Below are 26,022 nucleotides of genomic sequence, written 5' to 3'. Positions count from 1 at the left end.
GTTCGTAAAGTTTACAGTTTAAAAAAGCTCAATATCGTTATTTTCACTCACTGGCTGTTGTTTTGCTAGGTGCTTGTTTTCTTGGGTCTTAGCAATAAAGTCGTTACGTTTTTGCGCCACTTTTTTTAATTGGTGTTTAATAAAAGCTAAATTGTTACTGGTGGCAACAAGCTGTTGTGATGTATGGCCGAGCTTGGTAACTCTCTCTTTAAGTTGTGAATAGAGTGGCTGTTGTGACTGCGTTTTAAGCAATGATTGCAATTGCTCTACTTGATCTGACAATTGTTCAATCGCATTACTTTGCATTGCATTTTGATTATCTAGCTGAACAATAACATCTTTAAAAGCGCCTGTTAGCTCTGTGTCACGCATTAATTGATGTTGGTACTGCTGTATGGTGGCTACTTTTTCGTTGGTGATTTCTAAAATATGTGGAAACAAATCTTTATAACGCCCAAACAATGCAGGCTTATCCATTGGCATATTTTTAACTAACAATGAAATATTAGGATAATTTATAATCGTGCTGTGACCAATATCCACAAACCGGCTGGCATTTTTATGTTGAATTAGTAACTCTTGCTCTAATGGGCATACACCTGTCTCTTGGCTATAAAATATGCCTTGTTTATTTTGCCAAAAAACCACCACAATATTAAGATTTAACGCAGTAAAAAAATTTAAAAAGTATTCACTTAATAGTTCTAAATTATCCGCATGATAGCTTTGACATACAAAGCGTATGATTCGCCCCATGTCACCCGTTTCTATCATCGCCATTTTAGCGGTTTTATTGGCTTTTGCGATATCATGTTGTAATGCAGCGCATTGCTGGCGATATTGATAAAGTATTTTAATTCGCGCCATAAGCTCTTGAGCATTAAAAGGCTTTAGAATGTAGTCTGCTGCGCCAACGCTGAATCCTTTAATCCGCTCGGCCTGCCCCACTTTAGACGATAAAAACATCACAGGTATATCTGATGTGGCTTTATTTTGCTTTATGCTTTGACATACCTCATACCCAGACATGCCCGGCATTTCAACATCGAGTAAAATAATATCAGGATTATATTTGTTTGCTTGCCTTATGCCATCGTCACCATTTTTGGCATGGATCACTTTACAAAATCCAGCTAAAGACTCTTCAATAATGTGGTGCATTAATTTATCGTCATCGATTGCGAGTATTAACTTTGCCATGCGTTAGTTCCTTTAAGTCTTTTGTTCAAAGCATAGTACGACAGGTTAAGATTACTAAAAATATTCAACTATATTCTTTAAGTAAGCTGTATTTTAGGCAATTAAAAAGCGCCATTAAGGCGCTTTAGTTAATTAATTTGTTGATTAAGCAGCTATGCCACTGTGGCGCAACAGTGCATCAACACGGGGCTCACGACCACGGAAGTTTTTAAACAGTGCCATTGGTTCTTCACTGCCGCCTTTTTCAAGAATGTGCTGCATAAATGCTTGGCCTGTTTGTGGATTAAAAATGCCCTCTTCTTCAAATTTAGAATAGGCATCCGCCGAAAGCACTTCAGCCCATTTATACGAATAATAACCGGCGCTGTAGCCACCCGCAAAAATATGACTAAAGCTATGCTGAAAACGGTTAAACGCCGGTGCTTTTATTACTGAGGTACGACTACGAACATCGTTTAGCATGGCTTGGATGTTACAGGGTTTATCTGCATGATAATCGTGATGAATTTTAAAATCGAATAACGAAAACTCAAGCTGTCTTAACATTTGCATACCTGAGTTGTAATTTTTAGCCGCAAGCAATTTATCAAGCAACTCTTTAGGCAGTGGCTCGCCCGTTTCAAAGTGCCCCGAAATAAAGCTCAATGCCTCTTCCTCGTAACACCAGTTTTCTAAAAACTGACTTGGTAACTCTACTGCATCCCATGCTACGCCATTAATACCGGCAACGGGGGCGGCATCTACTTTAGTAAGCATATGATGAATACCGTGACCAAACTCATGAAACAGTGTGGTTACTTCATTGTGGGTAAACAAAGCTGGCTTATCGCCAATCGCTTTATTAAAGTTACACACTAAGTAGGCAACTGGTGTTTGAAGTTCTCCATTAGCGCGCACTTTACGCCCCATACAGTCATCCATCCACGCGCCACCACGTTTGTGATCGCGGGCGTACAAATCTAGATAAAAACGACCGCGCAAGGTGTTATTACTGTCTACAATTTCAAAAAAGCGTACATCTTTATGGTAGCTATCAAAATCAGTTACTTCTTTAACACGAATGCCGAATAGGCGATTAACGGTTTCAAATAAGCCACTCAGTACTTTATTTGCTGGGAAGTACGGGCGAAGTACTTCATCTGAAATCGCGTACTTTTCTTGTTTTAACTTTTCACTGTAATAACCAAAATCCCACGCCTGCAGTTCACTAATACCATGCTTTTGCTCGGCATATTCTTGCAGCTCTTTAAGCTCTTGCTCTGCTTGTGGTTTAGATTTAGCGGCTAAGTCTTCTAAAAATGAAAACACTTGTGCGGGTGATTCTGCCATTTTTGTGGCTAATGATTTTTCAGCGTAGTTATTAAAACCTAATAGTTGTGCCAATTCATGACGCAGTGCAAGCTCTTCACTCATAATTGCCGAATTATCAAACTCTCCCGCATTGGGGCCTTGATCGGATGCACGTGTAGAAAACGCAGTGTATGTTTCTTCACGCAGTTGACGATTATCTGCATAGGTCATAATCGGCAAATATGAAGGGAAATCTAGGGTAAATACCCAACCATCTAGCTCTTTACTTTTTGCGGTGTCGGCAGCCAGAGCAAGCGCAGACTCTGGTAAACCTGCTAATTGGCTTTCATCGGTAATATGTTTATGCCAAGCTAAGGTGGCATCCATTACGTTGTTACCGAATTTTGAGGCAAGCTCTGATAAGCGCGCACTAATTACGCCGTAACGTTTTTGTTGCTCAGGATTTAATGCAATGCCTGACAGTTTAAAATCACGCAGTGCGTTAGTAATGGTTTTTTGCTGTGCTGTGGTGAGTGCTTTAAACTCATCGCTGTTATAAAGCGCGTTATAAGCTGCATATAACCCTTGGTGCTGGCCAACAAACGTAGAATACTCAGAAATAAGCGGTAAACATTGCTCGTAAGCGTCTCGTAATTCGTCGTTATTCATCACCGAATTTAAATGTGATACTGGCGAGAACAAACGCGATAACTTATCGTCAGCTTCTTCAAGTGGTAATACTAAATCGTTCCAAGTGTATGATTGCTTGGCTAATACTTCATCTATTGCACTACGGCAGTGCTCAATCCCTTTTTTTAGCGCTGGTACTATATGTTCAGGCTTTATTTTTGAAAAAGGCGGTAAGCCCTCCAGACCAATTAAGGGATTTGTTTGTGTATTGCTCATAGTTAATCTCAATTTTTGCAAATATAAAAAAGAAGTTGGGGCAAAATACGTAAATACAAGAGGAAGCGCTCACAGGCGCTTGATCTGAACTGCCTGCGTTTTCGTTTGATTAAGCAGACCCAGGCGAGTGACTTGCTTATTGCTTATGGTATCATCAACACATAATTGTTAAATAAACTATTTAGAGGATTAAACATGGCTCAGCATTTTGACTACATTGCTATTGGTGGCGGTAGTGGTGGTATTGCATCAGCTAACCGTGCAGCAATGCGTGGCGCAAAAGTGGCACTTATTGAAGCAAAGCACATGGGAGGCACCTGTGTTAACGTAGGTTGCGTACCTAAAAAAATAATGTGGCATGGCGCTCAAATTGCTGAAGCAATTAATCTTTATGCCCCTGACTACGGATTTGATATAGAAGTGAAAGGCTTTGACTGGTCAAAACTGGTAGAAAGCCGAGAAGCCTATATCTCTCGTGTTCATAAAGGCTATGACAGCGGCTTGGCTAAAAACGGCGTTACCGTTATTAAAGGCTTTGCAAAATTTGTAGATAGTAAAACCGTTGAAGTCGATGGCGAGTATTACACAGCTGATCATATTCTGGTTGCTGTAGGCGGACGCCCAACCATACCTAATATTCCGGGTGCGGAACATGGTATTGACTCAAACGGCTTTTTTGAGCTTAACGAACACCCCAAGCGCGTTGCCGTAGTGGGCGCCGGTTATATTGCAGTAGAAATTGCCGGTGTACTACACAGCCTAGGTACACAAACCCATTTATTTGTTCGAAAAAGCAAGCCACTGCGTACCTTTGACCCTTATATAATAGATACTTTGGTTGATATTATGGCTAAAGAAGGGCCAACGCTTCATACTGAATGTTCGCCAAAAGAAGTGGTTAAAGAAGCTGATGGCAGTTTAACTATTCATTTTGAAAATGGTTATAGCGAAAATGTTGATCAGGTTATTTGGGCAATTGGCCGTACACCAACAACCGATAAAATCAATTTGGCTGCCGCAGGCGTAGAAGTAAACGAAAGTGGTCATGTAAAAGTAGATGAATACCAAAATACCACAGCTAAAAATGTTTACGCAGTGGGTGACATTATTGAAAATGGGATTGAACTTACCCCCGTGGCAGTTAAAGCGGGCCGTACTTTATCGGAGCGTTTATTCAATCAAGACCTACCAAATGATTTAAAAATGGACTACACCTTAGTTCCTACAGTGGTATTTAGTCATCCCCCCATTGGCACCATTGGTTTAACTGAGCAAGAAGCGATTTCTCAATACGGCAGCGAAAACGTAAAAGTGTACAAATCTACGTTTGCAGCTATGTACACCGCAGTTACTCAGCACCGCCAAGCCTGTAACATGATGCTAGTGTGTGCAGGCGATGATGAAAAAGTAGTCGGCTTACACGGTATTGGCTTTACGGTAGATGAAATGATTCAAGGCTTTGCCGTGGCCATGAAAATGGGCGCGACTAAGGCCAATTTTGATGCGGTTGTCGCACTGCATCCGACTGGATCTGAAGAATTTGTTACCATGAGATAGGTTCGAGCAGTTTAAAAGCCTTGTAGTTCATGCTGCAAGGTTTTTTATTTGTAAATAAGCAAATTTACGCGAGGTAAACTCGCTGCTACGTAACCTCAACTCGTGTCTCGTAGCCCGTTAACTCTAACCTTCGTATTTTAAGCTAAATGCTCTTTAGCTAAATACTCAAGCGATTGCATTTCTTGCAGGCGGCTTATGCAGCGTTTAAACTCAAAGTTTAAATTGCCTTGAGTATACAGTTCGGTGATTGGTTTTTCTGCAGAGATGATTAATGTTACATTGCGCTCATAAAATTCATCTACTAAGGCAATAAAACGCCTTGCTGCATCATCATTGTTTTGCCCTAGCTGTTTTACGTTTGATAAAATAACGGTGTTGTATAAACGGCTTATTTCCATGTAATCAACTTGGCTTCGCGCTGTTTCACACAGTTCGCTAAATTCAAACATCACTATACAGTCTGATACTTTGCGGGTTTTAATCATCCGCCCTTCTATTTCAATGGGGGTATCTACTTTACCAACTTCGGGTGAGAGCTTGTCAAAATATTCGAATAGGTTTTTATCGGCTTGCTCATCAAGCGGACTATGAAAAAGCTCTGCTTGTTCAAGTGTACGTAATCGATAATCGATACCTGAATCAACATTAACAATTTCAGTGTGTTTATTCACTAAGGCAATGGCGGGTAAAAAGCGAGCACGCTGCAAGCCATTGCGGTATAAGTCGTTAGGCACAATATTTGATGTGGCCACCAGTACAATACCGCGAGCGAATAACGCTTCCATTAGGCCGCCGAGTAACATGGCATCGGTAATGTCTTGGACAAAAAACTCATCAAAACAAATAATGTCGGTTTCAGCTTTAAAAATATCTGCTACTGTTTCTAGAGGGTTGCCCGTGTTGTTTAACTTTTTAAGCTCATTGTGTACTCGGTGCATAAAACGATGAAAATGCACTCGCATTTTTCTGTCACCAGGCAGGGCCTCGTAAAAAGTATCAACTAGGTAAGTTTTACCCCGCCCTACGCCACCCCAAAAGTATAAGCCTTTAATGGGCTCAGGCGCTGTTTTATTAAATAGCGTTGCAAAAAACCCTTTAGACTGCGGTTTTACTTGCGTTAAATCGTCGTACAGACGCTGTAAATGACGAACTGCATTTTCTTGTGCTGCGTCATATACAAAGTCATCACGTTGAAGGTCTTGCTGGTATGTTTGCCAAGGAGTCATATCTATTTACAGTTAAAACACAGTTTAATTTGTAAAGCATATTAACACGCATCACTACTCAGGGTATATTAGAGATAGTATGAATTATTATTGAACTAACTATTTTTAGTTATTTTCGCAAAGAGGTGAATTTATGGGTACATTTACATGGGTAGGTTTAGTAATAGTGGTTGCTATTGCTGCATTTTTCATTGGTGCCTTTGTCACTAAAAAACAGTTTAAACAAGATGAGTTAGAGCAACAAGCAGAGCAAGCTAAACATACTTTAGAGCAGTATCGTCAAGATGTAGCCGATCATTTAGCGAATACGGGTAAGCTTGTAAATAAAATGAAAGAAAATTACGACCAGTTATTAACTCATGTTGAAGAAACCAACCAGTTATTACTTGAAGACAGAAACAAAGCCCCTGCTGAGCCGTTTTTCTCTAAAGAAACCACTGAACAGTTACAAGCATCGCTAAAAGAGCGCAGCTCAGATCGCTCTAACGCCGATGCCCAACCAGCTGATTATGTATTAGGTGAGTCTGGTTTATTTGCCGGTGATAAGAATAAATCTAAAGTATCTTGATGAACTTTTTTTTGACCCCATAGTCTTTAGTAATAACAGCTTTGTTGTTTCTATACTTTTTTAAGGCTGCTTTTTGCAGCCTTTTGCTTTTTTAAGTGGAGTAAACCCTGACTATGAAAATGAAATTATCACTTATTAGTGCCGCTATTTTATCTACTAGCTTATTATTAAGTTCAACCGCCTCATTTGCAAAGTTGCCGATTGCTGTTAATGGCCAACAATTACCAACACTTGCTCCTATGCTTGAGCAAATTACGCCGGGTGTGGTGAGCATTCAGGTTTCAGGCTCTAAAGAGGTACGCAGACGTGGCGACCCTCTCGATTTCTTTTTTGGTAACCCACAGCCACGCAGTCAAAAACGCCAATTTAGCGGATTAGGCTCTGGGGTTATTATTAATGCAGACAAAGGCTATGTGGTAACCAATAACCACGTAGTTCAAGATGCTGAAAAAATGGTGGTCACCCTTGAAGATGGTCGCGAATACGAAGCAACAAAAATTGGCAGCGATAAAGAATCTGATATTGCGCTTTTGCAAATAGACGCCGAGGATTTAACGGCGATTACACTGGCTAATTCAAATAACTTACGTGTGGGTGATTTTGCTGTAGCCATTGGCAACCCTTTTGGCTTAAGCCACACGGTTACCTCAGGTATTGTTAGTGCATTAGGGCGAAGTGGTTTAAATATTGAAGGCTATGAAGATTTCATTCAAACCGATGCCGCGATTAACCAAGGTAACTCAGGCGGCGCTTTAGTGAATTTAAACGGTGAGCTAATAGGCATTAATACTGCCATTTTAGGTGCATCGGGTGGTAATGTGGGAATTGGTTTTGCCATTCCATCTAATATGATGAAAAACTTGGTTGATCAAATTGTAGAACACGGTGAAGTACGTCGTGGCTCGTTAGGTATTTCAGGTCGCCCGCTTGATGCTGGACTTGCCAAAGCACAGCAGCTTGATGTTAAACAAGGTGCTTATGTTATGCAGGTAATGGATGATACCGCAGCCAGTAAAGCCGGTATTAAAGCAGGCGATGTCATTATTAGTATTAATGGTAGTGAAATTAGTGGCTTTCATGAACTACGTAGCAAAATTGCCACTTTAGGCGAAGGCCGTGAGGTACAACTTGGGATTTACCGCGACGGTAAAGTCAAAAACGTGAAAGTGACTTTAGATGGTGCCTCGGGGATAACCGCGGCCGGTGAAGAGTTACACCCTGCATTCCAAGGTGCAACGCTTGAAAACGTTAATAAAAACAAGGTAAAAGGCATTGAGGTCACTTCTGTCGATCCTCGCTCGCCATCAGCACGTGTTGGCCTTGAAGAAGGTGACGTTATTGTGCAAGTAAACCGCCAGCGAGTTGAAAGCATTCGTGACATGAACCAAATTATTGAAGATATTCAAGGTAATATTGTGCTAGGTGTAAAACGTGGACGTGAGTCTATTTTTGTATTGATTCAGTAATAATATACCCAATAAATACAATAAAAGTAACAGCGGCACTTGCCGCTGTTATTTTTTTTGTGCCATCATAAAGGGATTGCTCACTAACAATAAGAATACCGTGCTAAAACTTCTAAAATTTGTACTTCCCCCTTTATTTGCCGGTTTAGGCATTGCTTTTTTAGTGGTTTTTTTCAGCCCTAACATGCGCACTGCATTACTACCTAACGTTGCGCTACCAAGTGCGATGACGACAAGCCATTTAAGTTTTTCTGATGCGGTAAAACAAGCTGCGCCATCGGTTGTGACTATTTTTTCAGAAAGTATTTCTAAAGAGCCACGCTATAAACGTCAAAATACCGTGCAAGAGTTAGGTTCTGGGGTAATTATGTCACCTGACGGTTATATTTTAACTAATTACCATGTGATTAATAATGCCGATCAAATACTGGTTATACTCACCGACGGTAGACGATTTTTTGATGTACAGCTTATTGGCTTTGATACTATTACTGATTTAGCCTTATTAAAAATAAATGCCAATCATTTACCGGTTATTCCTATTAACGATAACTATGCTGCGAGCGTAGGCGACTTAGTATTGGCAATTGGTAACCCGCTCAACTTAGGGCAAACCATTACTCAAGGGATCATTAGTGCTACCGGTAAACAAAAAATCACCGACAGCCCCTTTAATAACTTGCTGCAAATGGATGCCGCTATTAACGTTGGTAACTCAGGCGGCGCCTTAGTAAACTCTAACGGCGACTTAGTGGGGATCACCTCAGCGCAATTTAAAACCCGTGAAAACTTAAATATACAAGGGATATTTTTTGCTGTGCCTTACACGCTTGCTAAAGAGGTAATGGGTAAACTTATTCGCCATGGTCGCGTAGTTCGTGGCTATTTAGGCTTTGAGGGCACCGCAGTAGATAGTACAGGTAAAGAGGTCAATGATAGCTTAACGCCTGTGGCAGGTATGCGCATTACTAATTTAGACCCTTTAGGCCCTGCCTGGCAGGCGGGTATTGAAGAGCAAGATATCGTGATTAAAATTGCAGGACTTTCGGTCGCCAACCCACAAAATGTGTTGAAAAAAATAGGCAGTACCGAGCCTGGAAAAGAGATTGAGTTTGAACTTTACCGTAACGGTGAAATAGAGAAAATAATGGTGAAGGTGGCAGAACTAGAAACCAAGCTATAAGACTCTTATTTTTTTCAGGTATAAAAAAACGCGATATTTCATCGCGTTTTTTTATGTTGTTTTACTAGCTATTTCTGCGCTTAATATTAGCCCCTAATGCACTGAGTTTATCTTCAATACGCTGGTAACCTCTATCAACATGATAAATTCTATCTACAATAGTTTCACCTTGAGCAACAATACCCGTTAAAATAAGGCTCGCTGATGCACGTAAATCGGTTGCCATAACCTGTGCACCGGTTAAGCTTTGTGTTTCACCACAAAACGCGGTATTGCCTTCTAAGCGAATATTGGCTCCCATACGTTGTAACTCAGGCACATGCATAAAACGATTTTCAAAAATAGTTTCGGTAATGGTGGCACTGCCATTAGCTACCACATTTAACGCGGTAAACTGCGCTTGCATATCGGTTGGAAAACCCGGATGCGGCATGGTTTTAATATTTACCGCTTTGAGCTCTCGATTACGCATATCAAGGTAAATACTATCATCATGCACTTCTAATAACGCATTGGTTGCACGTAATTTTTCAATCACGGGCTCAAGTGAATGAAAATCAGTCATTTTACACAGTACTTCACCACCGGCCATGGCAGCTGCGACCAAAAAAGTACCGGTTTCAATACGATCCGGTAATATGCGATGCTCACATCCCGATAAACGCTCAACGCCTTCAATTTCGATACGACTAGAACCCGCCCCGCTAATTTTAGCGCCCATCGCAATTAAGCAATTCGCTAGGTCGATAATTTCTGGCTCACGCGCCGCATTTTCTAACACCGTTTTACCATCAGCAAGCGTTGCCGCCATCAGTAAGTTTTCGGTTGCGCCTACGCTGACCATTTCCATGAATACTTCAGCCCCTTTTAAGCGCCCATCCACGGTGGCATTAATGTAACCATTTTCAACTTTTATGTGAGCGCCCATCCGCTCTAACCCTTGAATATGAATATCGACCGGGCGTGCACCAATAGCGCAACCACCGGGTAATGATACTTTTGCCTCACCAAAACGGGCAACTAACGGCCCTAATGCAAGCACAGAGGCCCGCATTTGCTTAACTAACTCATAAGGCGCTAATGTGCTATTTACCGTTGCGCCATCAATAATGAGTGCATCGCCCTGCCAATGAACCGTTGCGCCCAGTGTTTTTAATAATGCTTCGGTAGTAATGATATCGCGAAGGTGCGGTACATTGGTAAACGTGCTTTTACCATCCGCTAATAAAGCGGCAAATAAAATAGGCAGGGCGGCATTTTTAGCGCCAGAAATAGTTACTTCACCAGCCAGTGAAGTGCCACCTTGAATTACAAATTGATCCATCTAAGGGGCCTTATTTATTGCGGTAAAATGAATTTTTGCTCGCGTTTCCACTCTGTTGGAGTAAAAGCGCGAATAGAAACAGCATGAATGGTACCGTCTGAAATCGTATTCATTAATGGGCCATACACTAACTGCTGCTTTTTAACGCGACTTAATCCGTCAAAGCATTCGCCCACCGCGATTACTTCATAATGGCTACCATTGGCTTTTACATGTACTTCAGCTAGTTGAAGTTCGTCGCGTAATAATGTTTCTATTTGACTCGTTTGCATAACTCTCACTCAAATAAGGTTGTAACCTGACCTAACTGCATAAGATTTTGCAGTTGTTCAGGTGGGTTTTGCAATTCAAGGCGAATACCTTGTTGCTTAAATTCTGTAAAAGAGTGAATTAACCAAGCTAGGCCGGCTGTGTCAACCTTTGTGACCTCACTTAGGTCAAAATAGAGGGTTTTATGCTCAGTTTTTTGCCTAGGGTTCAGAAGTCGTTCATTGCCAATTGAATTATGAGTCAGCTCACCACTAACTCGTAAATGCTGATCATCGACTTGGCTGATTGCCAATTTACTCATTTGTGTCATTGCCTCTAAATTGCACCGGTAACTTACTTTTTTGCTCTAGCAGGTCGCTGACATGATCAATGCCTTGTTGGCGTAAAATACCTTGCAGCTCACTTTGTTTCGCATCGAGTAAACTAATGCCCTCAGCAATCATGTCATACGCTCGCCACTGCCCACTTCTGTCTTCACGTACTTTAAAATCAATTTTAATATCAGGTTTACCCGCTTCTACAATTTTAGTTTTTACCACCACCACATTTTTGCCTTCAAATGGCTGTTCGGCAGCAAATTCAACATGTTGGTTAGTATATTGGGTAAACACGCCAGCATAGGTAGCAACTAGGTACTCTCTAAACGCACCAATAAAGCGCTGAATATCTTCTATTGCCTTTGCTTTTTCTGCTTCATCGGTAATAGCACGCACCTTAGATACTTCAGCGCCTAACATACGAAGAGCGGCATATTTGTAGTCTATGTAAGGCATTAACTCTTGTTCGACGATAACGCGTAAGTGCTCTTTATTGTCAATAATTAATGGTTGATCTTTAGTAATACGGGCAAAGGTATTGTCAGCGACTTGGCGAACCATTTTATTAGGATCAACCAAATTGACTTCATCTGCATGTACGCCTTGTATTAGCGTTAAACCTACCAGCGCTAAACTTGCTAAAAATATTTTTAACATAATAATTACTCACTACCTTGATTGAATAAAAACTGACCAATTAATTCTTCCAGCACTAATGCTGACTTAGTATCTGTAAATGAATCACCTTTGCCAAGTGCTTTACTTTGAACGCCAAATAAGTCGTCAATTGCTTGATCATCTACGGTGTTTTTTACATCTTTACCTAAGCATCGTTGCTCTGCTGACCCTGATGCGATGACAGGGTTAATCCCTAAATATTGTTCACCTAAAATACCCGAAGTTAAAATAGCGATTGAACTGGTGTCTGAAAAACGACATAAATACTGCGCATCTATGCTCATATTTACTACAGGTAAAAACTCTTGTGGGTGCACATAGATTGACTCTACACGACCAATAACAACACCGCCTACCTTGATGGGTGCACGTGTTTTTAATGACCCTATATTTTCAAACTTGGCATTTAATGTGTAGGTTTCACCTGAGCCACTAATGCCTGAATTAGCGACCTTAAGCGCGAGCATTGAAAACGCTAAAATGCCCAATGCTACAAAAAAACCAACTAAAATTTCTAATTTCCGTGAATTCATTATTTAATACCCTATTAGCTGGTAAACATTACCGCTGTCAAAATAAAGTCAAAACCCAATACCGCTAGTGATGAGTGCACCACTGTTTCTGTTGTTGCCTTGCTGATCCCCTCTGATGTGGGAATACAGTCATACCCTTTATAAAGCGCAATCCAAGTCACAACAATGGCAAACACGATACTTTTAATTAAACCGTTTAGTACATCTTTTTCAAACGACACCTGCGATTGCATAATAGACCAAAAGCTTCCGGTATCGACCCCTAGCCAATCAACGCCCACCAAATGAGCACCAATGATAGCCACCGCCGAAAATATTAACGCCAGCAATGGCATGCTAATCAACCCCGCCCAAAACCGAGGGGCTATAATTCGCCTAAGGGGATCGATGGCCATCATTTCAAGTGATGATAGCTGCTCGGTGGCTTTCATTAAACCAATTTCAGCAGTTAATGCACTGCCCGCTCTACCGGCAAATAAAAGTGCAGTGACCACAGGCCCTAGCTCACGCAACAAACTCAGTGCCACTAAAGGGCCAAGGCTATCTTCTGCGCCATAATCAACTAATACGGTATACCCTTGCAATGCCAATACCATGCCGATAAATAACCCAGAGACCACAATAATTAATAACGATTGTGACCCCACCATATACAATTGGCGCACCAATAAGGGGGTGCCTTTTTTAAAATTGGGTACATGCCATAATGCACTAACAAGCATTTGGGTTGAGCGCCCGAGTGCAGCAAACCGCCCCAGCGTTTTATGACCTATTTTTTGTAGTAAATCCAACATTACTGCTGCTCTCCTAACAGTTCATCTGCATAAGCTTGTGCTGGATAATGAAATGGCACTGGACCATCTGATAACCCTTTTAAAAACTGCTGAACAAGAGGCGATTTATGCTCTCGCATCTCATCTGGGGTGCCGCTGCCAATCACACCTTGATCGGCAATAATAATAACGTGGTCAGCAATGCTCATCACTTCGTTTACATCATGCGTGACGATTAAAGAAGATAAACCGAGCACCTCATTCAATGATTTGATTAGCTTAACCAACACGCCCATTGAAATAGGGTCTTGTCCCGCAAAAGGCTCATCATACATAATAAGCTCAGGGTCAAGGGCAATAGAGCGAGCCAAGGCAGCTCGTCGTGCCATACCACCGGATAACTCTGAAGGCATTAAATCTTTAGCGCCACGCAACCCCACAGCCTGCAGCTTCATTAACACCACCAAACGAATTAAATCTTCGCTAAGCTTTGTGTGTTCGCGAATAGGAAATGCGATGTTGTCGTACACCGACATATCAGTAAATAAAGCACCGCTTTGAAACAACATACTCATACGTGTGCGCGCTGCGTAAAGCTCTTTACGCGACATAGCAACAATACTGTCGTTTTTAAATAAAATATCACCGGAGTCAGGTTTAAGCTGGCCACCAATTAAGCGCAGCATGGTGGTTTTGCCAATTCCACTTGGCCCCATAATGGCAGTAATTTTACCTTCAGGTACGTTAAAACTCATATTTTTATATATGATTCTACCGCTTCTTGAAAAGGTAACATCCTTGACTTCTACTATTGATTGCGACAAGCCGCTCTCCATTACAATATTTTCTCATTTGTCTATTTTAAGGGTTTTTTAACCAAGATGGAAAAAACAATTCGTAAGATTTTGTAATACTATTGTTAAAACGGCTATAAGCTTGATTCAAACAGCCTTAACACCCGCTTAAACAACCAAACCAATACGACTAATTATTTTTTTAGTAACCGCATTATGTATTACAGCTTACTCTTTTACTTATACTTTTATCATGGCTTTTGTTACTATCTTCGCCATCTAAATTTACAACAACTGGCTTATCACAATGGTTACCTCGTTCGTCATTTTAATTCTTGGTTTTGCGGCTCTCGTATACAGTGCAGACAGGTTTGTTTATGGCGCAGCAGCGCTGGCTAAAAACTTTGGCGTACCCACCCTAATTGTAGGTTTAACTGTGGTAGCTATGGGCTCATCTGCTCCTGAAATGATGGTATCAGCGTCAGCTGCACTTGCCGGTAAAACCGATACTGCCGTGGGTAATGCGGTTGGTTCTAACATCACTAATATCTTGCTCGTTTTAGGTATTACCGCCCTTTTGAGACCCTTATCGGTGTCTTCTGGTACCTTAAAACGTGAGATCCCGCTAGTACTATTGGTGTCTATTGCTACATGGTATATTTTTTCAGATAACTACTTTTCATTTTTTGAAGGGGCAGCCTTATTATTTGGCTTTGTGGTTTTTATTAGCGGGCTTATTTTCGTATCGCTAAGAGCTAAAAACCAAGACGACCCGTTTGTTAATGAAGCATGCGACGAAGTACCTAACAACGTACCTACTAAAAAAGCAGTTTGTTGGTTAATATTCGGTATGATTTTATTGCCAATTAGCTCACATTTTTTAATTGGCTCAGCGGTCGATATTGCTAAACATTTTGGTTTAAGTGACTTAGTAATTGGTTTAACCATTATTGCCATAGGCACTAGTTTACCTGAACTTGCCGCCTCTATTGCTAGTGTACTTAAAAATGAAGATGACTTAGCGCTGGGTAATATTGTTGGTTCAAATATTTTTAATATTTTAGCGGTATTACCGCTGGCAGGCTTAATTAACCCATCAGTAATTGACGCCTCTGTTGCCAGCCGCGATGTTATTATTATGATAGGTGCAACATTGGCACTCATTATTATGTCGTTAAAATTTAGAGGCCAGCAACGTATCAACAGACTAGAAGGTGGTATGCTGTTGGTCGCATTTGTGGTTTACCAAGGTTATATTTTTAGTCAAGTAGGGTAATTCATGGCAACGCTAAACTTTATTCAACAAGGGCTGCGCGTTCTTGATATTGAACGTCAAGCACTCAACGATATTGCACAATACGTTGATGACAGTTTTAACCAAGCCTGCCAATTAATGTATGACTGCTCAGGTAGGATTATTGTGATTGGTATGGGCAAATCTGGCCATATTGGTAATAAAATAGCAGCCACGCTTGCTAGTACGGGTAGCCCCGCGTTTTTTGTACACCCTGGTGAAGCCAGTCATGGCGATTTAGGTATGATCACTAAAAACGATGTGGTGATACTTATTTCTAACTCTGGTGAAACCAGCGAAGTGCTTAATATTATTCCGGTATTAAAACGCATTGGCGCTAAAATGATTGCAATGACGGGTAATAAGTCCTCAACCATGGCAACATTGGCAAACGTGCATGTCTGTATTAAAGTTGAGCAAGAAGCCTGCTCATTAGGTTTAGCTCCCACAGCCAGCACCACAGCAACACTTGCTATGGGTGATGCAATGGCCGTGGCATTATTAGAAGCGCGCGGCTTTACCGCTGATGATTTTGCCCTATCACACCCCGGTGGTAGCTTGGGTAAGCGCTTACTGTTAACCTTAAAAGATGTAATGCACAGTGGTGTTCACACGCCCATTATAAATGAAACACAAACAATTAAAGACGCCTTAATAGAAATGTCAGCTAAAGGGCTTGGCATGACAGCTATTGTTGACAACAAAAAACAACTCGCAGGCCTATTTACTGATGGCGACTTGCGTCGTATTTTAGAGCAACGTGTCGATATTCACAGCACTGAAATTAATGTTGTCATGACTAAATCATGCACAACAGCTACACAAGATATGTTAGCCGCTGAGGCATTAAATATTATGGAACAAAAGCGTATAAATGGCTTAATCGTCATAAATGAACAAAACCACCCCATTGGCGCACTAAATATGCAAGATTTACTAAAAGCGGGAGTGCTGTAAATGCAGTTTGCGGATCTTTATCAACCGTTAAGTGATGATGCCAAAAAGCGCGCAAAAAAAGTAAAGCTGTTAATTTGTGATATTGACGGTGTGTTTTCTGATGGCCGTATTTACCTTGGCAACCAAGGGGAAGAGCTTAAAGCATTTAACACTAAAGATGGCTTTGGCATTAAAGCGCTTATTACTAGTGGGTTTGAAGTGGCGGTGATCACCGGTCGCCATTCACAAATAGTTCAGCAACGTATGAGTAGCCTAACTGTACAACATATATACCAAGGCCAAGAAGATAAACTTATAGCTTATCAACAACTAAAACAAAAATTAGCACTAAGCGATGAGCAAATTGCCTACATAGGTGATGATGGCCCTGATATGCCAGTAATGGAAAAAGTTGGGTTTGCAGTGGCCGTTAACGACGCCCACCCACTTATTAAGCGTTTATCACATTATATCACTCAGCAGCCGGGTGGTTTTGGTGCAGTAAGAGAGTTAACAGACCTACTTATGCTTGAAAACAACAAACCGCTTACCAGCCAAGGAAGCAGTTCATGAATGTAGCGCGCATTATACTGAGCGTTTTATTCATAAGCTGTATGGTTTGGCTCTGGTATCCTTACTTTATTCAAGTCGATATTATTACAAATGAGCAAACACAAGTTATTGCCAAGCCCGATTATACCGCCATTGAACTAAAACAAACGGCTTATAATAATCAAGGTAAAATAAGCCATAAAGTGACAGCGATAAAAATGGAGTTATACCAGCAACTCGGTTTTACTTTTTTTGAGCAACCTATATTTACCTTGTACAACGAGCGGCAAACTTGGCGTATTAATGCCGATGAAGCCACCCTCTATGACGATAAACTGCTGATTTTAGAAGGCAATGTAAAAGCTCAGAATTTAATAGATAACGCCATGATTGACTCTATCACTGCCGACAGCATCAATGTAGATATAAAACTGCTAACCATGCAGTCACAGCAGAGCGTTGTTATTACAGGACCTAATTTAAAAATCACGGGGAAAGGCCTTGAGGCCGATTTAAAAACCGAAGTGATTAAACTTATTAACCATACGCGAACCCTATATTATGACCAATAAACTACTTAAAATTTTAATTGTTCCTTCACTATTGATTGCTTTTCATAGCAATTCAGCCGACACGACTGCAGAGCCTGCCGCTAATCAAATCTCAATTAGTGCAGACAGGCAAGAAGGTCAGTTAAAAGAAAACGTTGGCATTTTTGAGAAAAATGTTGAAATTATACATGGCAATCGCCGTATCACCGCTGATCGCTTAGAAGTACATAAACGTGATGACTTAGGCGAAAACAAACAACTTTTAATTGCCACGGGCAGCCCTGCCTATTTTGAAGAAAAACAAGCGAATGGCAACATCATGAGCGCCAGCGCTAATGAAGTTCGTTACGATGTATCGCAGCGCTTTTTAACCTTAATAGGCGATGCCAGCATAGCTCAAGCAGGACAAAAAATAACGGCAAAAAGCATCACTTACGATATAAAGCAGCAGTTGATTAGCGCTGAAAAAGACGAGGATTCAACAGACCGTGTACATACTATTTTAGTGCCACTTGAAAGCAAAAAAGTAGGTGATAAAGGCCAACCATGAGCATATTAAAAGCAGAGCTATTAGCAAAAAGCTATAAAGGCCGTGAAGTGGTTAAAAACGTAGGGTTAGAGGTTGAAGCTGGCAGTATTGTGGGCTTATTAGGCCCTAATGGTGCAGGTAAAACCACCACTTTTTATATGATTGTCGGCCTTGTACCGAGCGACAAAGGTAAAATATCAATTGATGACAAAGACATTACGTTATTACCAATGCACAGCCGAGCGCGTTTAGGGATTGGTTATTTACCACAAGAGTCATCAATTTTTAGAAAGCTGACAGTTTATCAAAACTTAATGGCTATTTTAGAAACACGTAAAGAACTAAACAAGCAACAGCGCGAAGAGAGCTTAAATAATTTACTCGATGAATTTAGTATTCAGCATATTCGCGAAAGCCAAGGTATGGCTTTATCGGGTGGTGAGCGTCGACGCGTTGAAATTGCCCGCGCTTTAGCTGCAAACCCTAAATTTATTTTATTAGACGAACCCTTTGCTGGGGTCGATCCTATTTCTGTACTAGATATCAAAAAAATTATAGAACATCTTAAAAATAGGGGGATCGGGGTACTAATCACTGACCACAACGTCCGTGAAACACTTGATGTTTGTGAAAAGGCCTACATAGTTTCTCATGGGGAGTTAATTGCATCTGGCACACCCGAGTACGTATTAAACGATAAAACAGTACGCGATGTTTATTTGGGCGAGCAGTTCAGGCTGTAATAGTGTGTTATTCCACTAAGCATCTGCTAAGATTAATTATACTAATTTATAAGGATTGTTAGAGATAAATGAGGCAATCATTACAGCTGCGCATGGGCCAGCAACTTACAATGACCCCACAATTGCAACAAGCCATTCGCTTATTGCAGCTCAGTACATTGGATCTCCAGCAAGAAATACAAGAGACGCTCGACAGCAACCCTTTGCTTGAAGTAGAAGAACAAGACTATAGCGAAGATACGGCAGGTAAAAACGAACAAAAAGCGGATAACGATGATTTAACGCTAAGTGCTTCAGCTGACGATAAACCGAGCGAGTTTGAGCAAGATAGCGGCGAAGCCATGAGTAAAGACACCATTAGCGATGATATGGCAATGGATGTGACATGGGATGAATATATGAGCGCAGCGCCAGCGGCTTCATCTGGGCCTATGCCTGAAGACGAATCTATTTATCAAGGCTCCTCGACAGAAACACTGCACGAATATTTAATGTGGCAACTTCAACTTACGCCATTTAGCCCAACCGATGAGGCTATAGCGATTGCCATTGTTGAAGCGGTAGACGATTCAGGTATTTTAACCCTTAGCTGTGAAGAAATATTAGAGAGCTTTAATCAAGAAAGCAGCGATGAAGAAGTTGAACTGGATGAAATAGAAGCCGTGTTAAAACGCATTCAGCTGTTTGACCCTGTAGGTATTGCTGCGCGTAGTTTACAAGAATGTTTGTGTATTCAGCTAAATCAGTTTGACAAAAACACGCCTTTTTTAAATGAAACAAAAATGATTTTAACCAGTCATATTGATCTATTGGCAGCACGTGATTATCGCACGTTAATGAAAAAAACAAAGCTCAAAGAAGATGAGCTTAAAGAGATCATGAGGCTAATTCATACGCTCAACCCGAGACCGGCAGACACTATTGTTAGAGAAGAGTCTGAGTATGTTATCCCTGATGTATCGGTTAAAAAAATTAAAGGGCGTTGGGTGGTTGAGTTAAATCCAGATAGCATGCCTAAGATCAGAGTAAACAGCCAATATGCGGCTATGTCGCGTACGGTTAAATCAAGTGGTGATAGCCAGTTTATTCGCTCGCACTTACAAGAAGCAAAATGGTTTATAAAAAGCTTAGAAAGTAGAAACGACACGCTACTTAAAGTGACTAACTGCATTGTTCAACAACAACAGGCTTTTTTTGAGCATGGTCCTGAGGCAATGAAGCCTATGGTACTTAATGATGTTGCTGAAATGGTAGAAATGCATGAGTCGACCATATCGCGAGTAACCACACAAAAATATATGCACACACCACGCGGTATTTTTGAACTTAAATATTTTTTCTCAAGCCATGTAAGCACAGAAAATGGCGGAGAATGTTCGTCTACAGCAATACGCGCATTAATTAAAAAGTTAATCGCTGCAGAAAACTCAGCCAAACCATTGAGTGATAGTAAGATTGCAGATATATTGGCTGAGCAAGGAATTAAAGTAGCGAGGAGAACCATTGCAAAATATCGCGAATCTCTCGCTATTCCCCCGTCGAATCAACGCAAAAGCTTGATTTAAGGCGTACAACAAAGAGGAAATGTTTATGCAACTTAACTTAACTGGTCGTCATGTAGATATTACCGACTCGCTCAGAGACTATGTAAGCAGTAAATTTGCTAAGCTACAAAGGCACACTGACCACATAACCAATGTGCATGTTATTCTCGATGTAGAAAAACTAAACCAAAAAGCTGAAGCAACCGTTCATGTTAGTGGTGCTGAAATTTTTGCCTCTACCGAGCACCAAGATATGTATGCCGCTATAGACTCGCTGATTGACAAGCTAGATCGTCAAGTAATTAAACACAAAGAGAAACTTGCTCGACACTAACACTATGAAACTAAGCTCACTTATCTGTCAGGACTGCAGTAAAGCTGCGGTCCTTTTTAATAGTAAAAAAAGAATTTTAGAATTTATCAGTGAATTGGCCCACAATAAACTGCCCTATCTAACACAACAAGATATTCTTAATGCATTAACTGCTAGAGAAAAATTAGGCAGTACAGGGATAGGTAAAGGCATTGCAATTCCTCATGGGCGTATGAGTGGAGTACAAGAGCCACTAGCCTTGGTTTTAGTAAACGAAACGGCCATTAACTTTGATGCGATAGATAACCGACCTGTGGATATTTTTGTCGCTCTCATTGTGCCAGACGGTGATAATCAACAGCATTTAAAAACGTTAGCGACTATTGCTGATAAGCTCAGCAACAAGGCGTTTTGCAAGCAGTTACGCAGTGCAAAATCCGATAATGAGTTGTATCAGATAATTGTAAGTGAATCGTAGTAACAATAAAGGTGATAAATGGAGTTAATAATTATAAGCGGTCGCTCAGGTTCTGGTAAATCTGTTGCGCTGCGCGTGGTTGAAGACTTAGGTTATTATTGCGTAGACAATATTCCTTTAAACTTATTGCCAGCATTAGTGCGTAGTGTTTCAGACAGCTACAATAAAATTGCTGTGAGTGTAGATGTGCGTAATCTCCCTAAAGAGCAGCAGCAATTTAATGAAATTATTGAATATTTACCTGGTTTCACTAAACCCACGGTCTTTTATTTAGACAGTGACGATAAAACATTAATAAAACGGTTTTCAGAAACAAGGCGTCTTCATCCTCTATCTATCGATTCATTGCCACTTGATTTAGCTATAAAAAAAGAAAAACAATTGCTCGATGTATTACTCAATCACGCCAACTACATCATTGATACCACAGATTTAAGTGTGCATCAGCTTGCTGAATCGATTCGTGAAAAAATACTCGGAAAAAAAGATAAACAACTCATTATTACTTTTGAATCATTTGGCTTTAAACATGGCATCCCCAAAGAAGCAGACTACGTATTTGATGCTCGTTTTTTACCAAACCCACATTGGGAACCCGAACTTAAACCGCTTACAGGGCTTGATCAACCAGTAAAAGACTACCTAGCCAGTCACAGCATAGTGCAAAAGTTTACTTGGCAAATTCAAACCTTTGTGCAAACTTGGCTGCCTCATTTGGAGCGAAATAATCGCAGCTATTTAACGATTGCTATAGGCTGTACTGGGGGTCAACATCGCTCTGTTTATTTAGCGCAAACTATCGGTGAGAGCTTCGCTACGAGCCACCCTAACGTAAAAATTCGCCACCGAGAACAAGAATAAAATTCACTCAAACGAGAATAAGTAATGCACTTAGAAAATACATTTTTAATAAAAAACAAACTAGGCTTACATGCTAGAGCTGCAACTGTTCTCGCTCAACTTTCTGTGCAGTTTGATGCCACTATCACCTTATTTCAAGATGATAAACAAGCCGCTGGTGACAGTGTACTTGCACTTATGTTGCTCGAAAGCAGCCAAGGAAAAGAAGTGAAGGTGGTGTGTGAAGGCCCTGATGCAGAGCCTGCACTTAATGCAATAGGTGAACTGATAAACCAAAAATTTAATGAGCAAGAATAAAACGACTCATTGTTAAATAACCCTAAGCAAGCGTTAATACTGGTTGAGGTAATTTAGTAATATAAAGTAAAATAAGTAAAAAATTGCATATTACTTATGCCCATCATTGTGTAATAACATTTAATTAAGGACGCCAATGCCTGAAGCTTTAGAACAAGATATTCCACTACAACAGCTAAAGCAGGTGACTAAGTCACTCAATAGTGGTCAATTTGTTCAAGTTAGGCGCATGTTAGCAAAAACGGCACCTTGTGATACCGCCCTTCTTTTAGAATCATCTCCGCATAAAATTAGACGCATGCTCTGGCAATTAGTCGATCCTGATGTACAAGGTGATGTGCTTGAAGAGCTTTCTGAAGATGTACGTTTGGGTATTATTGCGCAAATGGCACCTGAACACATTGCCGCAGCAACAGAAGACATGGGCCATGATGATTTAGGGGAAGTACTGCGCAGCTTGCCTGACAATGTTTACAAAAATGTTGTTAGCGCTATGGATATTCAAGATAGAGAACGCGCAACGCAGGCTTTATCGTATCAAGAGCGCTCTGCTGGCGCATTGATGAATACCGATACCGTTACTATTCGCCCAGATGTAACTCTGGATGTTGTACTGCGTTATATTCGCTTACGCGGTGAGCTACCAGAGGGCACGGATGACTTATACGTTGTTGATAAACATAACTGCTTTTTAGGCGCCCTATCGCTGAGCACTTTATTAACTAATCCTCCTGAAAAAATTGTTCAGGATTTAATGGATGAAGACTGTGAGTCTATTCCCATTTCAATGGACGAAAGCGAAGTAGCACAATTGTTTGAGCGCCATAACTGGATATCGGCACCGGTTGTTGATGACAATGCACTTTTACTAGGGCGTATTACCATTGATGATATCGTCGATGTTATTCGTGAAGATGCAGAGCATAGCCTACTTGGTTTAGTCGGTTTAGATGATGAAGAAGATACCTTTGCACCGGTGTTAAAAAGTTCAAAAAAACGCTCTGTATGGCTAGGAGTTAACTTACTTACCGCATTAGCAGCAGCCTTTGTAGCTAGCTTTTTTGAAGGCACACTGGCTATTTTACCGATACTTGCGGTGCTCAATGGTATTGTGCCATCTATGGGCGGGGTAGCGGGTAGTCAATCTCTGACACTAGTGATACGTGGTATGGCTGTGGGCCATATTAATCAAACTAACCAACGTTTTTTAATGCTCAAAGAGCTCGCCATTGGCGCATTAAATGGCGTGTTATGGTCTTTGCTTATCGCAAGTGTTATAGCAATATGGCAATGGGATTTAATGCTTGGCGCGGTACTTGCCTTTGCAATGTTTATGAACTTAGTGGTTGCCGGTGTCGCTGGTGCATGTATTCCTATTTTACTTAAAAAAATGAACATAGACCCCGCATTGGCCGGCAGTGTAGTACTAACAACCGTGACTGATATTGTGGGTATATTTGCCTTTTTAGGCACCGCCACATGGTTGTTAGTTTAATGGCTTAATATACGTTTATATAGCAAAACACCGCGTGAATACGCGGTGTTTTACTTTATACTATTTTTTTAACCTGATGGTTATAATCCAAAGTTCAAGTTATTTAGCGCGTTGGCGATTACCACCCACCTTAGGTTTAGTGTTTGCCTTTTTAAACTGGCTAAACCCCGTATGGCGAGTAAGCGCAGGACGACCACTCTTATTGCCTTTACTGCCTTTAGTTTGCTTTTCATCTCGGCCTTCTTCTGGCACTAAACAATTAGGGCCTTTACCAATGAGTTTGGCTTTGCCCATACTGCGAAGCGCCTCACGGATCATGGGCCAACCTGCAGGATCATGATAACGTAAAATAGCTTTATGCAAACGACGTTGACGCGCCCCTTTGGGTACTGCAACTTGCTCAGTATTATTTTTAATATTACGTAACGAGTTCATCTCAGTGTGATAAATGGTGGTCGCATTAGCCATCGGTGATGGGTAAAAGTTTTGCACCTGATCAAGCTTAAAATCATTCGATTTTAGCCACAACGCCATATTAACCATGTCTTCATCTTTAGTCCCTGGGTGAGCAGAAATAAAGTAAGGAATTAAATACTGCTTTTTACCCGCTTCTTTAGAGTACTTATCAAATAAGGCTTTAAATTCATCATAGGCACCCATACCCGGCTTCATCATTTTTGATAGTGGGCCGTCTTCTGTGTGCTCTGGTGCTATTTTTAAATACCCGCCCACATGATGAGTCACCAGCTCTTTAACGTAGCGAGGATCACGTACAGCAAGGTCATAACGCACGCCCGACGCAATTAAGATCTTTTTGATCCCCTTTACCTCACGTGCTTTTTTATACAAGTCGATAGTGGGTGTGTGGTCGGTATCCATATGGTTACAAATATCAGGATAAACACACGACAAGCGCCGACAGGTACTTTCTGCTTTTTTACTGGTACAACGCAGTTTGTACATATTCGCTGTCGGTCCACCTAAATCAGAGATAACCCCTGTAAAGCCAGGTACTTTATCTCTAATTTGTTCAATTTCTTCGATAATAGACTCTTGAGAACGACTTTGTATTATACGCCCCTCATGCTCGGTAATAGAACAAAACGAACAGCCACCAAAACAGCCACGCATAATGTTTACCGAGGTTTTAATCATATCGTAAGCAGGGATTTTATTATCACCATAACTTGGATGAGGAATACGCTGATAAGGCAGCCCGAACACCGCATCCATTTCATGTGTTTCAAGTGGATAAGCTGGCGGGTTCACCCAAATAGAACGCTCACCATGGCGCTGAAATAACGCTCTTGCACAACCTGGGTTCGTTTCTTGATGCAAAATTCTTGAGGCATGGGCATATAAAGGTTTGTTAACACTCACTTGCTCAAATGCAGGTAATTTAACATAGGTTTTTTCCCAAGGCTTAAGGCGTGCAGGCTGAATAGTAATTGGTTTTGCAGCCTGTGCTTGTAAATCAATACCGGCTTGCTTAAATTCTGATTTAGCACAGCCAACATCATCCGCACCATAGGGATTAGGAATAGGGTCTATTTTACCAATTTTATCAATGGCGGTTGAATCACTTCCGCGCCAACCAGGCAAAGGCTCTTTACGAATAACCGCGGTGCCTCTGACATCTTGAATAGTATCCATGGTTTCACCGGCAGCGATACGGTGCGCCACTTCAACTAATGGGCGCTCGGCGTTACCATAAATTAAAATATCACCCTTAGCATCAAACAATACACTACGACGTACTTTTTCTTGCCAGTAATCGTAATGAGCAATACGGCGCAAGCTGGCTTCAATGCCCCCTAAAACTAGCAACACATCTTTATAGGCTTCACGACAACGCTGTGAGTATATGATCACTGCGCGATCTGGGCGTTTACCGCCTATATTTCCTGGAGTATATGCATCATCATGGCGCATTCGTTTTTCAGCGGTATAACGATTTATCATCGAGTCCATGTTACCGGCTGTAATACCAAAAAATAAATTAGGCTTACCCAACGCCATAAATGCATCTTTAGAGTGCCAATCGGGTTGAGCAATAATACCCACTCTAAAACCTTGCGCTTCAAGCACGCGGCCAATTACAGCCATACCAAAACTAGGATGGTCTACATAAGCATCACCGCTAATAATAATAATATCGCAGCTATCCCAGCCGAGCGCGTCCATTTCTTCGCGTGTAGTAGGTAAAAATGGAGCCGTACCATAACACTCAGCCCAATACTTGGGGTATGAGAATAAGGCACGCTCAGCTTTTAATGTGCTCATAAAATTGGCCGTTAAATACAAAAGGCGAAGATTATATCCTATCGACACCCTTGTTGATATA

Annotated in this window: 27 protein-coding genes; 16 read left to right on the top strand and 11 right to left on the bottom strand. The window is 41.0% G+C overall.

What is annotated here, in order from left to right:
• Positions 1 to 18 precede the first annotated feature (18 nt).
• Entirely contained in the window at positions 19 to 1,200 is a 1,182-nt protein-coding gene (locus AC6H44_RS01420; RefSeq protein ID WP_500737036.1) for a response regulator, read from the bottom strand.
• A gap of 144 nt (positions 1,201 to 1,344) precedes the next feature.
• Positions 1,345 to 3,396, bottom strand: a complete 2,052-nt coding sequence (gene prlC / locus AC6H44_RS01415; protein ID WP_500737035.1) for an oligopeptidase A — start codon at positions 3,394 to 3,396, stop codon at positions 1,345 to 1,347.
• Between the two features lie 195 nt (positions 3,397 to 3,591).
• Between prlC and gorA the strand changes: the two genes are divergently transcribed.
• On the top strand, positions 3,592 to 4,953 hold the full coding sequence (gene gorA, locus AC6H44_RS01410; protein ID WP_500737033.1) for a glutathione-disulfide reductase: 1,362 nt from the start codon (positions 3,592 to 3,594) through the stop codon (positions 4,951 to 4,953).
• Between the two features lie 137 nt (positions 4,954 to 5,090).
• On the opposite strand, the gene zapE is transcribed toward gorA, so the two are convergent.
• The gene (gene zapE / locus AC6H44_RS01405; protein ID WP_500737032.1) at positions 5,091 to 6,179 is read right to left on the bottom strand and encodes a cell division protein ZapE; all 1,089 of its coding nucleotides are present in this window, start codon (positions 6,177 to 6,179) and stop codon (positions 5,091 to 5,093) included.
• A 133-nt stretch (positions 6,180 to 6,312) separates the two neighbouring features.
• Between zapE and AC6H44_RS01400 the strand changes: the two genes are divergently transcribed.
• From AC6H44_RS01400 to AC6H44_RS01390, 3 genes are all read left to right on the top strand, one after another.
• Positions 6,313 to 6,747 carry a Z-ring associated ZapG family protein gene (locus AC6H44_RS01400; RefSeq protein WP_500737031.1) on the top strand — a complete coding sequence of 145 codons (435 nt, stop codon included), beginning with the start codon at positions 6,313 to 6,315 and terminating at the stop codon, positions 6,745 to 6,747.
• A gap of 113 nt (positions 6,748 to 6,860) precedes the next feature.
• Positions 6,861 to 8,213 (top strand): Do family serine endopeptidase, encoded by a 1,353-nt coding sequence (locus tag AC6H44_RS01395; RefSeq protein ID WP_500737029.1) that lies wholly within the window; start codon positions 6,861 to 6,863, stop codon positions 8,211 to 8,213.
• 100 nt (positions 8,214 to 8,313) lie between these two features.
• A complete protein-coding gene (locus AC6H44_RS01390) occupies positions 8,314 to 9,396 on the top strand; it encodes a trypsin-like peptidase domain-containing protein (RefSeq protein WP_500737028.1) in 1,083 nt (360 codons plus the stop codon).
• Positions 9,397 to 9,460: 64 nt separating this feature from the next.
• Here AC6H44_RS01390 and murA read toward each other — a convergent pair whose 3' ends face one another.
• From murA to AC6H44_RS01355, 7 genes are read right to left on the bottom strand one after another with little or no spacing between them, the layout of a single operon-like run.
• The gene (murA, locus tag AC6H44_RS01385) at positions 9,461 to 10,720 is read right to left on the bottom strand and encodes a UDP-N-acetylglucosamine 1-carboxyvinyltransferase (RefSeq protein ID WP_500737026.1); all 1,260 of its coding nucleotides are present in this window, start codon (positions 10,718 to 10,720) and stop codon (positions 9,461 to 9,463) included.
• Between the two features lie 14 nt (positions 10,721 to 10,734).
• The gene (locus AC6H44_RS01380; RefSeq protein ID WP_500737025.1) at positions 10,735 to 10,992 is read right to left on the bottom strand and encodes a BolA family protein; all 258 of its coding nucleotides are present in this window, start codon (positions 10,990 to 10,992) and stop codon (positions 10,735 to 10,737) included.
• 5 nt (positions 10,993 to 10,997) lie between these two features.
• Entirely contained in the window at positions 10,998 to 11,291 is a 294-nt protein-coding gene (locus AC6H44_RS01375) for an STAS domain-containing protein (RefSeq protein ID WP_500737023.1), read from the bottom strand.
• Positions 11,284 to 11,964: an MlaC/ttg2D family ABC transporter substrate-binding protein gene (locus AC6H44_RS01370; RefSeq protein ID WP_500737021.1), complete on the bottom strand. Its 681-nt coding sequence runs from the start codon at positions 11,962 to 11,964 to the stop codon at positions 11,284 to 11,286. Before AC6H44_RS01370 ends, AC6H44_RS01375 begins: the two co-directional genes overlap by 8 nt.
• Positions 11,965 to 11,969: 5 nt before the next feature.
• Positions 11,970 to 12,518 carry an outer membrane lipid asymmetry maintenance protein MlaD gene (mlaD, locus tag AC6H44_RS01365; RefSeq protein ID WP_500737020.1) on the bottom strand — a complete coding sequence of 183 codons (549 nt, stop codon included), beginning with the start codon at positions 12,516 to 12,518 and terminating at the stop codon, positions 11,970 to 11,972.
• 14 nt (positions 12,519 to 12,532) lie between these two features.
• A complete protein-coding gene (gene mlaE / locus AC6H44_RS01360; protein ID WP_500737018.1) occupies positions 12,533 to 13,312 on the bottom strand; it encodes a lipid asymmetry maintenance ABC transporter permease subunit MlaE in 780 nt (259 codons plus the stop codon).
• Positions 13,312 to 14,127 carry an ATP-binding cassette domain-containing protein gene (locus AC6H44_RS01355; RefSeq protein WP_500737016.1) on the bottom strand — a complete coding sequence of 272 codons (816 nt, stop codon included), beginning with the start codon at positions 14,125 to 14,127 and terminating at the stop codon, positions 13,312 to 13,314. The genes mlaE and AC6H44_RS01355 overlap by 1 nt, the downstream gene beginning before the upstream one ends.
• 265 nt (positions 14,128 to 14,392) lie before the next feature.
• Here AC6H44_RS01355 and AC6H44_RS01350 point away from each other — a divergent pair, with 265 nt between their 5' ends.
• From AC6H44_RS01350 to mgtE, 12 genes are all read left to right on the top strand, one after another.
• Positions 14,393 to 15,361 (top strand): calcium/sodium antiporter, encoded by a 969-nt coding sequence (locus AC6H44_RS01350; protein WP_500737014.1) that lies wholly within the window; start codon positions 14,393 to 14,395, stop codon positions 15,359 to 15,361.
• Positions 15,362 to 15,364: 3 nt separating this feature from the next.
• Positions 15,365 to 16,336, top strand: coding sequence for a KpsF/GutQ family sugar-phosphate isomerase (locus tag AC6H44_RS01345; protein ID WP_500737012.1), 972 nt, complete (start codon positions 15,365 to 15,367; stop codon positions 16,334 to 16,336).
• Positions 16,337 to 16,888 (top strand): 3-deoxy-manno-octulosonate-8-phosphatase KdsC, encoded by a 552-nt coding sequence (gene kdsC, locus AC6H44_RS01340; protein WP_500737011.1) that lies wholly within the window; start codon positions 16,337 to 16,339, stop codon positions 16,886 to 16,888.
• Positions 16,885 to 17,439 (top strand): LPS export ABC transporter periplasmic protein LptC, encoded by a 555-nt coding sequence (lptC, locus tag AC6H44_RS01335; RefSeq protein WP_500737009.1) that lies wholly within the window; start codon positions 16,885 to 16,887, stop codon positions 17,437 to 17,439. Before kdsC ends, lptC begins: the two co-directional genes overlap by 4 nt.
• Positions 17,429 to 17,968 (top strand): lipopolysaccharide transport periplasmic protein LptA, encoded by a 540-nt coding sequence (gene lptA, locus AC6H44_RS01330; protein WP_500737007.1) that lies wholly within the window; start codon positions 17,429 to 17,431, stop codon positions 17,966 to 17,968. The genes lptC and lptA overlap by 11 nt, the downstream gene beginning before the upstream one ends.
• A complete protein-coding gene (lptB, locus tag AC6H44_RS01325) occupies positions 17,965 to 18,690 on the top strand; it encodes an LPS export ABC transporter ATP-binding protein (RefSeq protein WP_500737005.1) in 726 nt (241 codons plus the stop codon). The genes lptA and lptB overlap by 4 nt, the downstream gene beginning before the upstream one ends.
• Before the next feature lie 68 nt (positions 18,691 to 18,758).
• Complete coding sequence (locus AC6H44_RS01320; RefSeq protein ID WP_500737004.1) at positions 18,759 to 20,255, top strand: RNA polymerase factor sigma-54; 1,497 nt, start codon at positions 18,759 to 18,761, stop codon at positions 20,253 to 20,255.
• 25 nt (positions 20,256 to 20,280) lie between these two features.
• Complete coding sequence (gene hpf / locus AC6H44_RS01315) at positions 20,281 to 20,568, top strand: ribosome hibernation promoting factor (RefSeq protein WP_500737002.1); 288 nt, start codon at positions 20,281 to 20,283, stop codon at positions 20,566 to 20,568.
• A 4-nt stretch (positions 20,569 to 20,572) separates the two neighbouring features.
• On the top strand, positions 20,573 to 21,025 hold the full coding sequence (ptsN, locus tag AC6H44_RS01310; RefSeq protein WP_500737000.1) for a PTS IIA-like nitrogen regulatory protein PtsN: 453 nt from the start codon (positions 20,573 to 20,575) through the stop codon (positions 21,023 to 21,025).
• 18 nt (positions 21,026 to 21,043) lie between these two features.
• The gene (rapZ, locus tag AC6H44_RS01305; protein WP_500736999.1) at positions 21,044 to 21,886 is read left to right on the top strand and encodes an RNase adapter RapZ; all 843 of its coding nucleotides are present in this window, start codon (positions 21,044 to 21,046) and stop codon (positions 21,884 to 21,886) included.
• 24 nt (positions 21,887 to 21,910) lie between these two features.
• Positions 21,911 to 22,183: an HPr family phosphocarrier protein gene (locus tag AC6H44_RS01300; RefSeq protein ID WP_500736997.1), complete on the top strand. Its 273-nt coding sequence runs from the start codon at positions 21,911 to 21,913 to the stop codon at positions 22,181 to 22,183.
• Between the two features lie 136 nt (positions 22,184 to 22,319).
• A complete protein-coding gene (mgtE, locus tag AC6H44_RS01295) occupies positions 22,320 to 23,678 on the top strand; it encodes a magnesium transporter (protein WP_500736995.1) in 1,359 nt (452 codons plus the stop codon).
• 99 nt (positions 23,679 to 23,777) lie between these two features.
• Here mgtE and AC6H44_RS01290 read toward each other — a convergent pair whose 3' ends face one another.
• Positions 23,778 to 25,961, bottom strand: a complete 2,184-nt coding sequence (locus tag AC6H44_RS01290) for a YgiQ family radical SAM protein (RefSeq protein WP_500736994.1) — start codon at positions 25,959 to 25,961, stop codon at positions 23,778 to 23,780.
• Positions 25,962 to 26,022: the final 61 nt, after the last annotated feature.

The organism is Pseudoalteromonas sp. TAP-3C (assembly GCF_059888565.1).
This window is presented reverse-complemented; position numbering and strand designations above follow the sequence as displayed.

Coding starts and splice junctions, on each gene's coding strand:
- AC6H44_RS01375 (WP_500737023.1), bottom strand. CDS start 11,291: ATGAGTAAATTGGCAATCAGCCAAGTCGATGATCAGCATTTACGAGTT.
- AC6H44_RS01400 (WP_500737031.1), top strand. CDS start 6,313: ATGGGTACATTTACATGGGTAGGTTTAGTAATAGTGGTTGCTATTGCT.
- AC6H44_RS01350 (WP_500737014.1), top strand. CDS start 14,393: ATGGTTACCTCGTTCGTCATTTTAATTCTTGGTTTTGCGGCTCTCGTA.
- lptC (WP_500737009.1), top strand. CDS start 16,885: ATGAATGTAGCGCGCATTATACTGAGCGTTTTATTCATAAGCTGTATG.
- hpf (WP_500737002.1), top strand. CDS start 20,281: ATGCAACTTAACTTAACTGGTCGTCATGTAGATATTACCGACTCGCTC.
- mlaE (WP_500737018.1), bottom strand. CDS start 13,312: ATGTTGGATTTACTACAAAAAATAGGTCATAAAACGCTGGGGCGGTTT.
- murA (WP_500737026.1), bottom strand. CDS start 10,720: ATGGATCAATTTGTAATTCAAGGTGGCACTTCACTGGCTGGTGAAGTA.
- AC6H44_RS01300 (WP_500736997.1), top strand. CDS start 21,911: ATGCACTTAGAAAATACATTTTTAATAAAAAACAAACTAGGCTTACAT.
- mgtE (WP_500736995.1), top strand. CDS start 22,320: ATGCCTGAAGCTTTAGAACAAGATATTCCACTACAACAGCTAAAGCAG.
- ptsN (WP_500737000.1), top strand. CDS start 20,573: ATGAAACTAAGCTCACTTATCTGTCAGGACTGCAGTAAAGCTGCGGTC.
- lptA (WP_500737007.1), top strand. CDS start 17,429: ATGACCAATAAACTACTTAAAATTTTAATTGTTCCTTCACTATTGATT.
- zapE (WP_500737032.1), bottom strand. CDS start 6,179: ATGACTCCTTGGCAAACATACCAGCAAGACCTTCAACGTGATGACTTT.
- AC6H44_RS01380 (WP_500737025.1), bottom strand. CDS start 10,992: ATGCAAACGAGTCAAATAGAAACATTATTACGCGACGAACTTCAACTA.
- AC6H44_RS01355 (WP_500737016.1), bottom strand. CDS start 14,127: ATGGAGAGCGGCTTGTCGCAATCAATAGTAGAAGTCAAGGATGTTACC.
- mlaD (WP_500737020.1), bottom strand. CDS start 12,518: ATGAATTCACGGAAATTAGAAATTTTAGTTGGTTTTTTTGTAGCATTG.
- AC6H44_RS01420 (WP_500737036.1), bottom strand. CDS start 1,200: ATGGCAAAGTTAATACTCGCAATCGATGACGATAAATTAATGCACCAC.
- AC6H44_RS01395 (WP_500737029.1), top strand. CDS start 6,861: ATGAAAATGAAATTATCACTTATTAGTGCCGCTATTTTATCTACTAGC.
- AC6H44_RS01320 (WP_500737004.1), top strand. CDS start 18,759: ATGAGGCAATCATTACAGCTGCGCATGGGCCAGCAACTTACAATGACC.
- AC6H44_RS01370 (WP_500737021.1), bottom strand. CDS start 11,964: ATGTTAAAAATATTTTTAGCAAGTTTAGCGCTGGTAGGTTTAACGCTA.
- prlC (WP_500737035.1), bottom strand. CDS start 3,396: ATGAGCAATACACAAACAAATCCCTTAATTGGTCTGGAGGGCTTACCG.
- gorA (WP_500737033.1), top strand. CDS start 3,592: ATGGCTCAGCATTTTGACTACATTGCTATTGGTGGCGGTAGTGGTGGT.
- lptB (WP_500737005.1), top strand. CDS start 17,965: ATGAGCATATTAAAAGCAGAGCTATTAGCAAAAAGCTATAAAGGCCGT.
- kdsC (WP_500737011.1), top strand. CDS start 16,337: ATGCAGTTTGCGGATCTTTATCAACCGTTAAGTGATGATGCCAAAAAG.
- AC6H44_RS01345 (WP_500737012.1), top strand. CDS start 15,365: ATGGCAACGCTAAACTTTATTCAACAAGGGCTGCGCGTTCTTGATATT.
- AC6H44_RS01290 (WP_500736994.1), bottom strand. CDS start 25,961: ATGAGCACATTAAAAGCTGAGCGTGCCTTATTCTCATACCCCAAGTAT.
- rapZ (WP_500736999.1), top strand. CDS start 21,044: ATGGAGTTAATAATTATAAGCGGTCGCTCAGGTTCTGGTAAATCTGTT.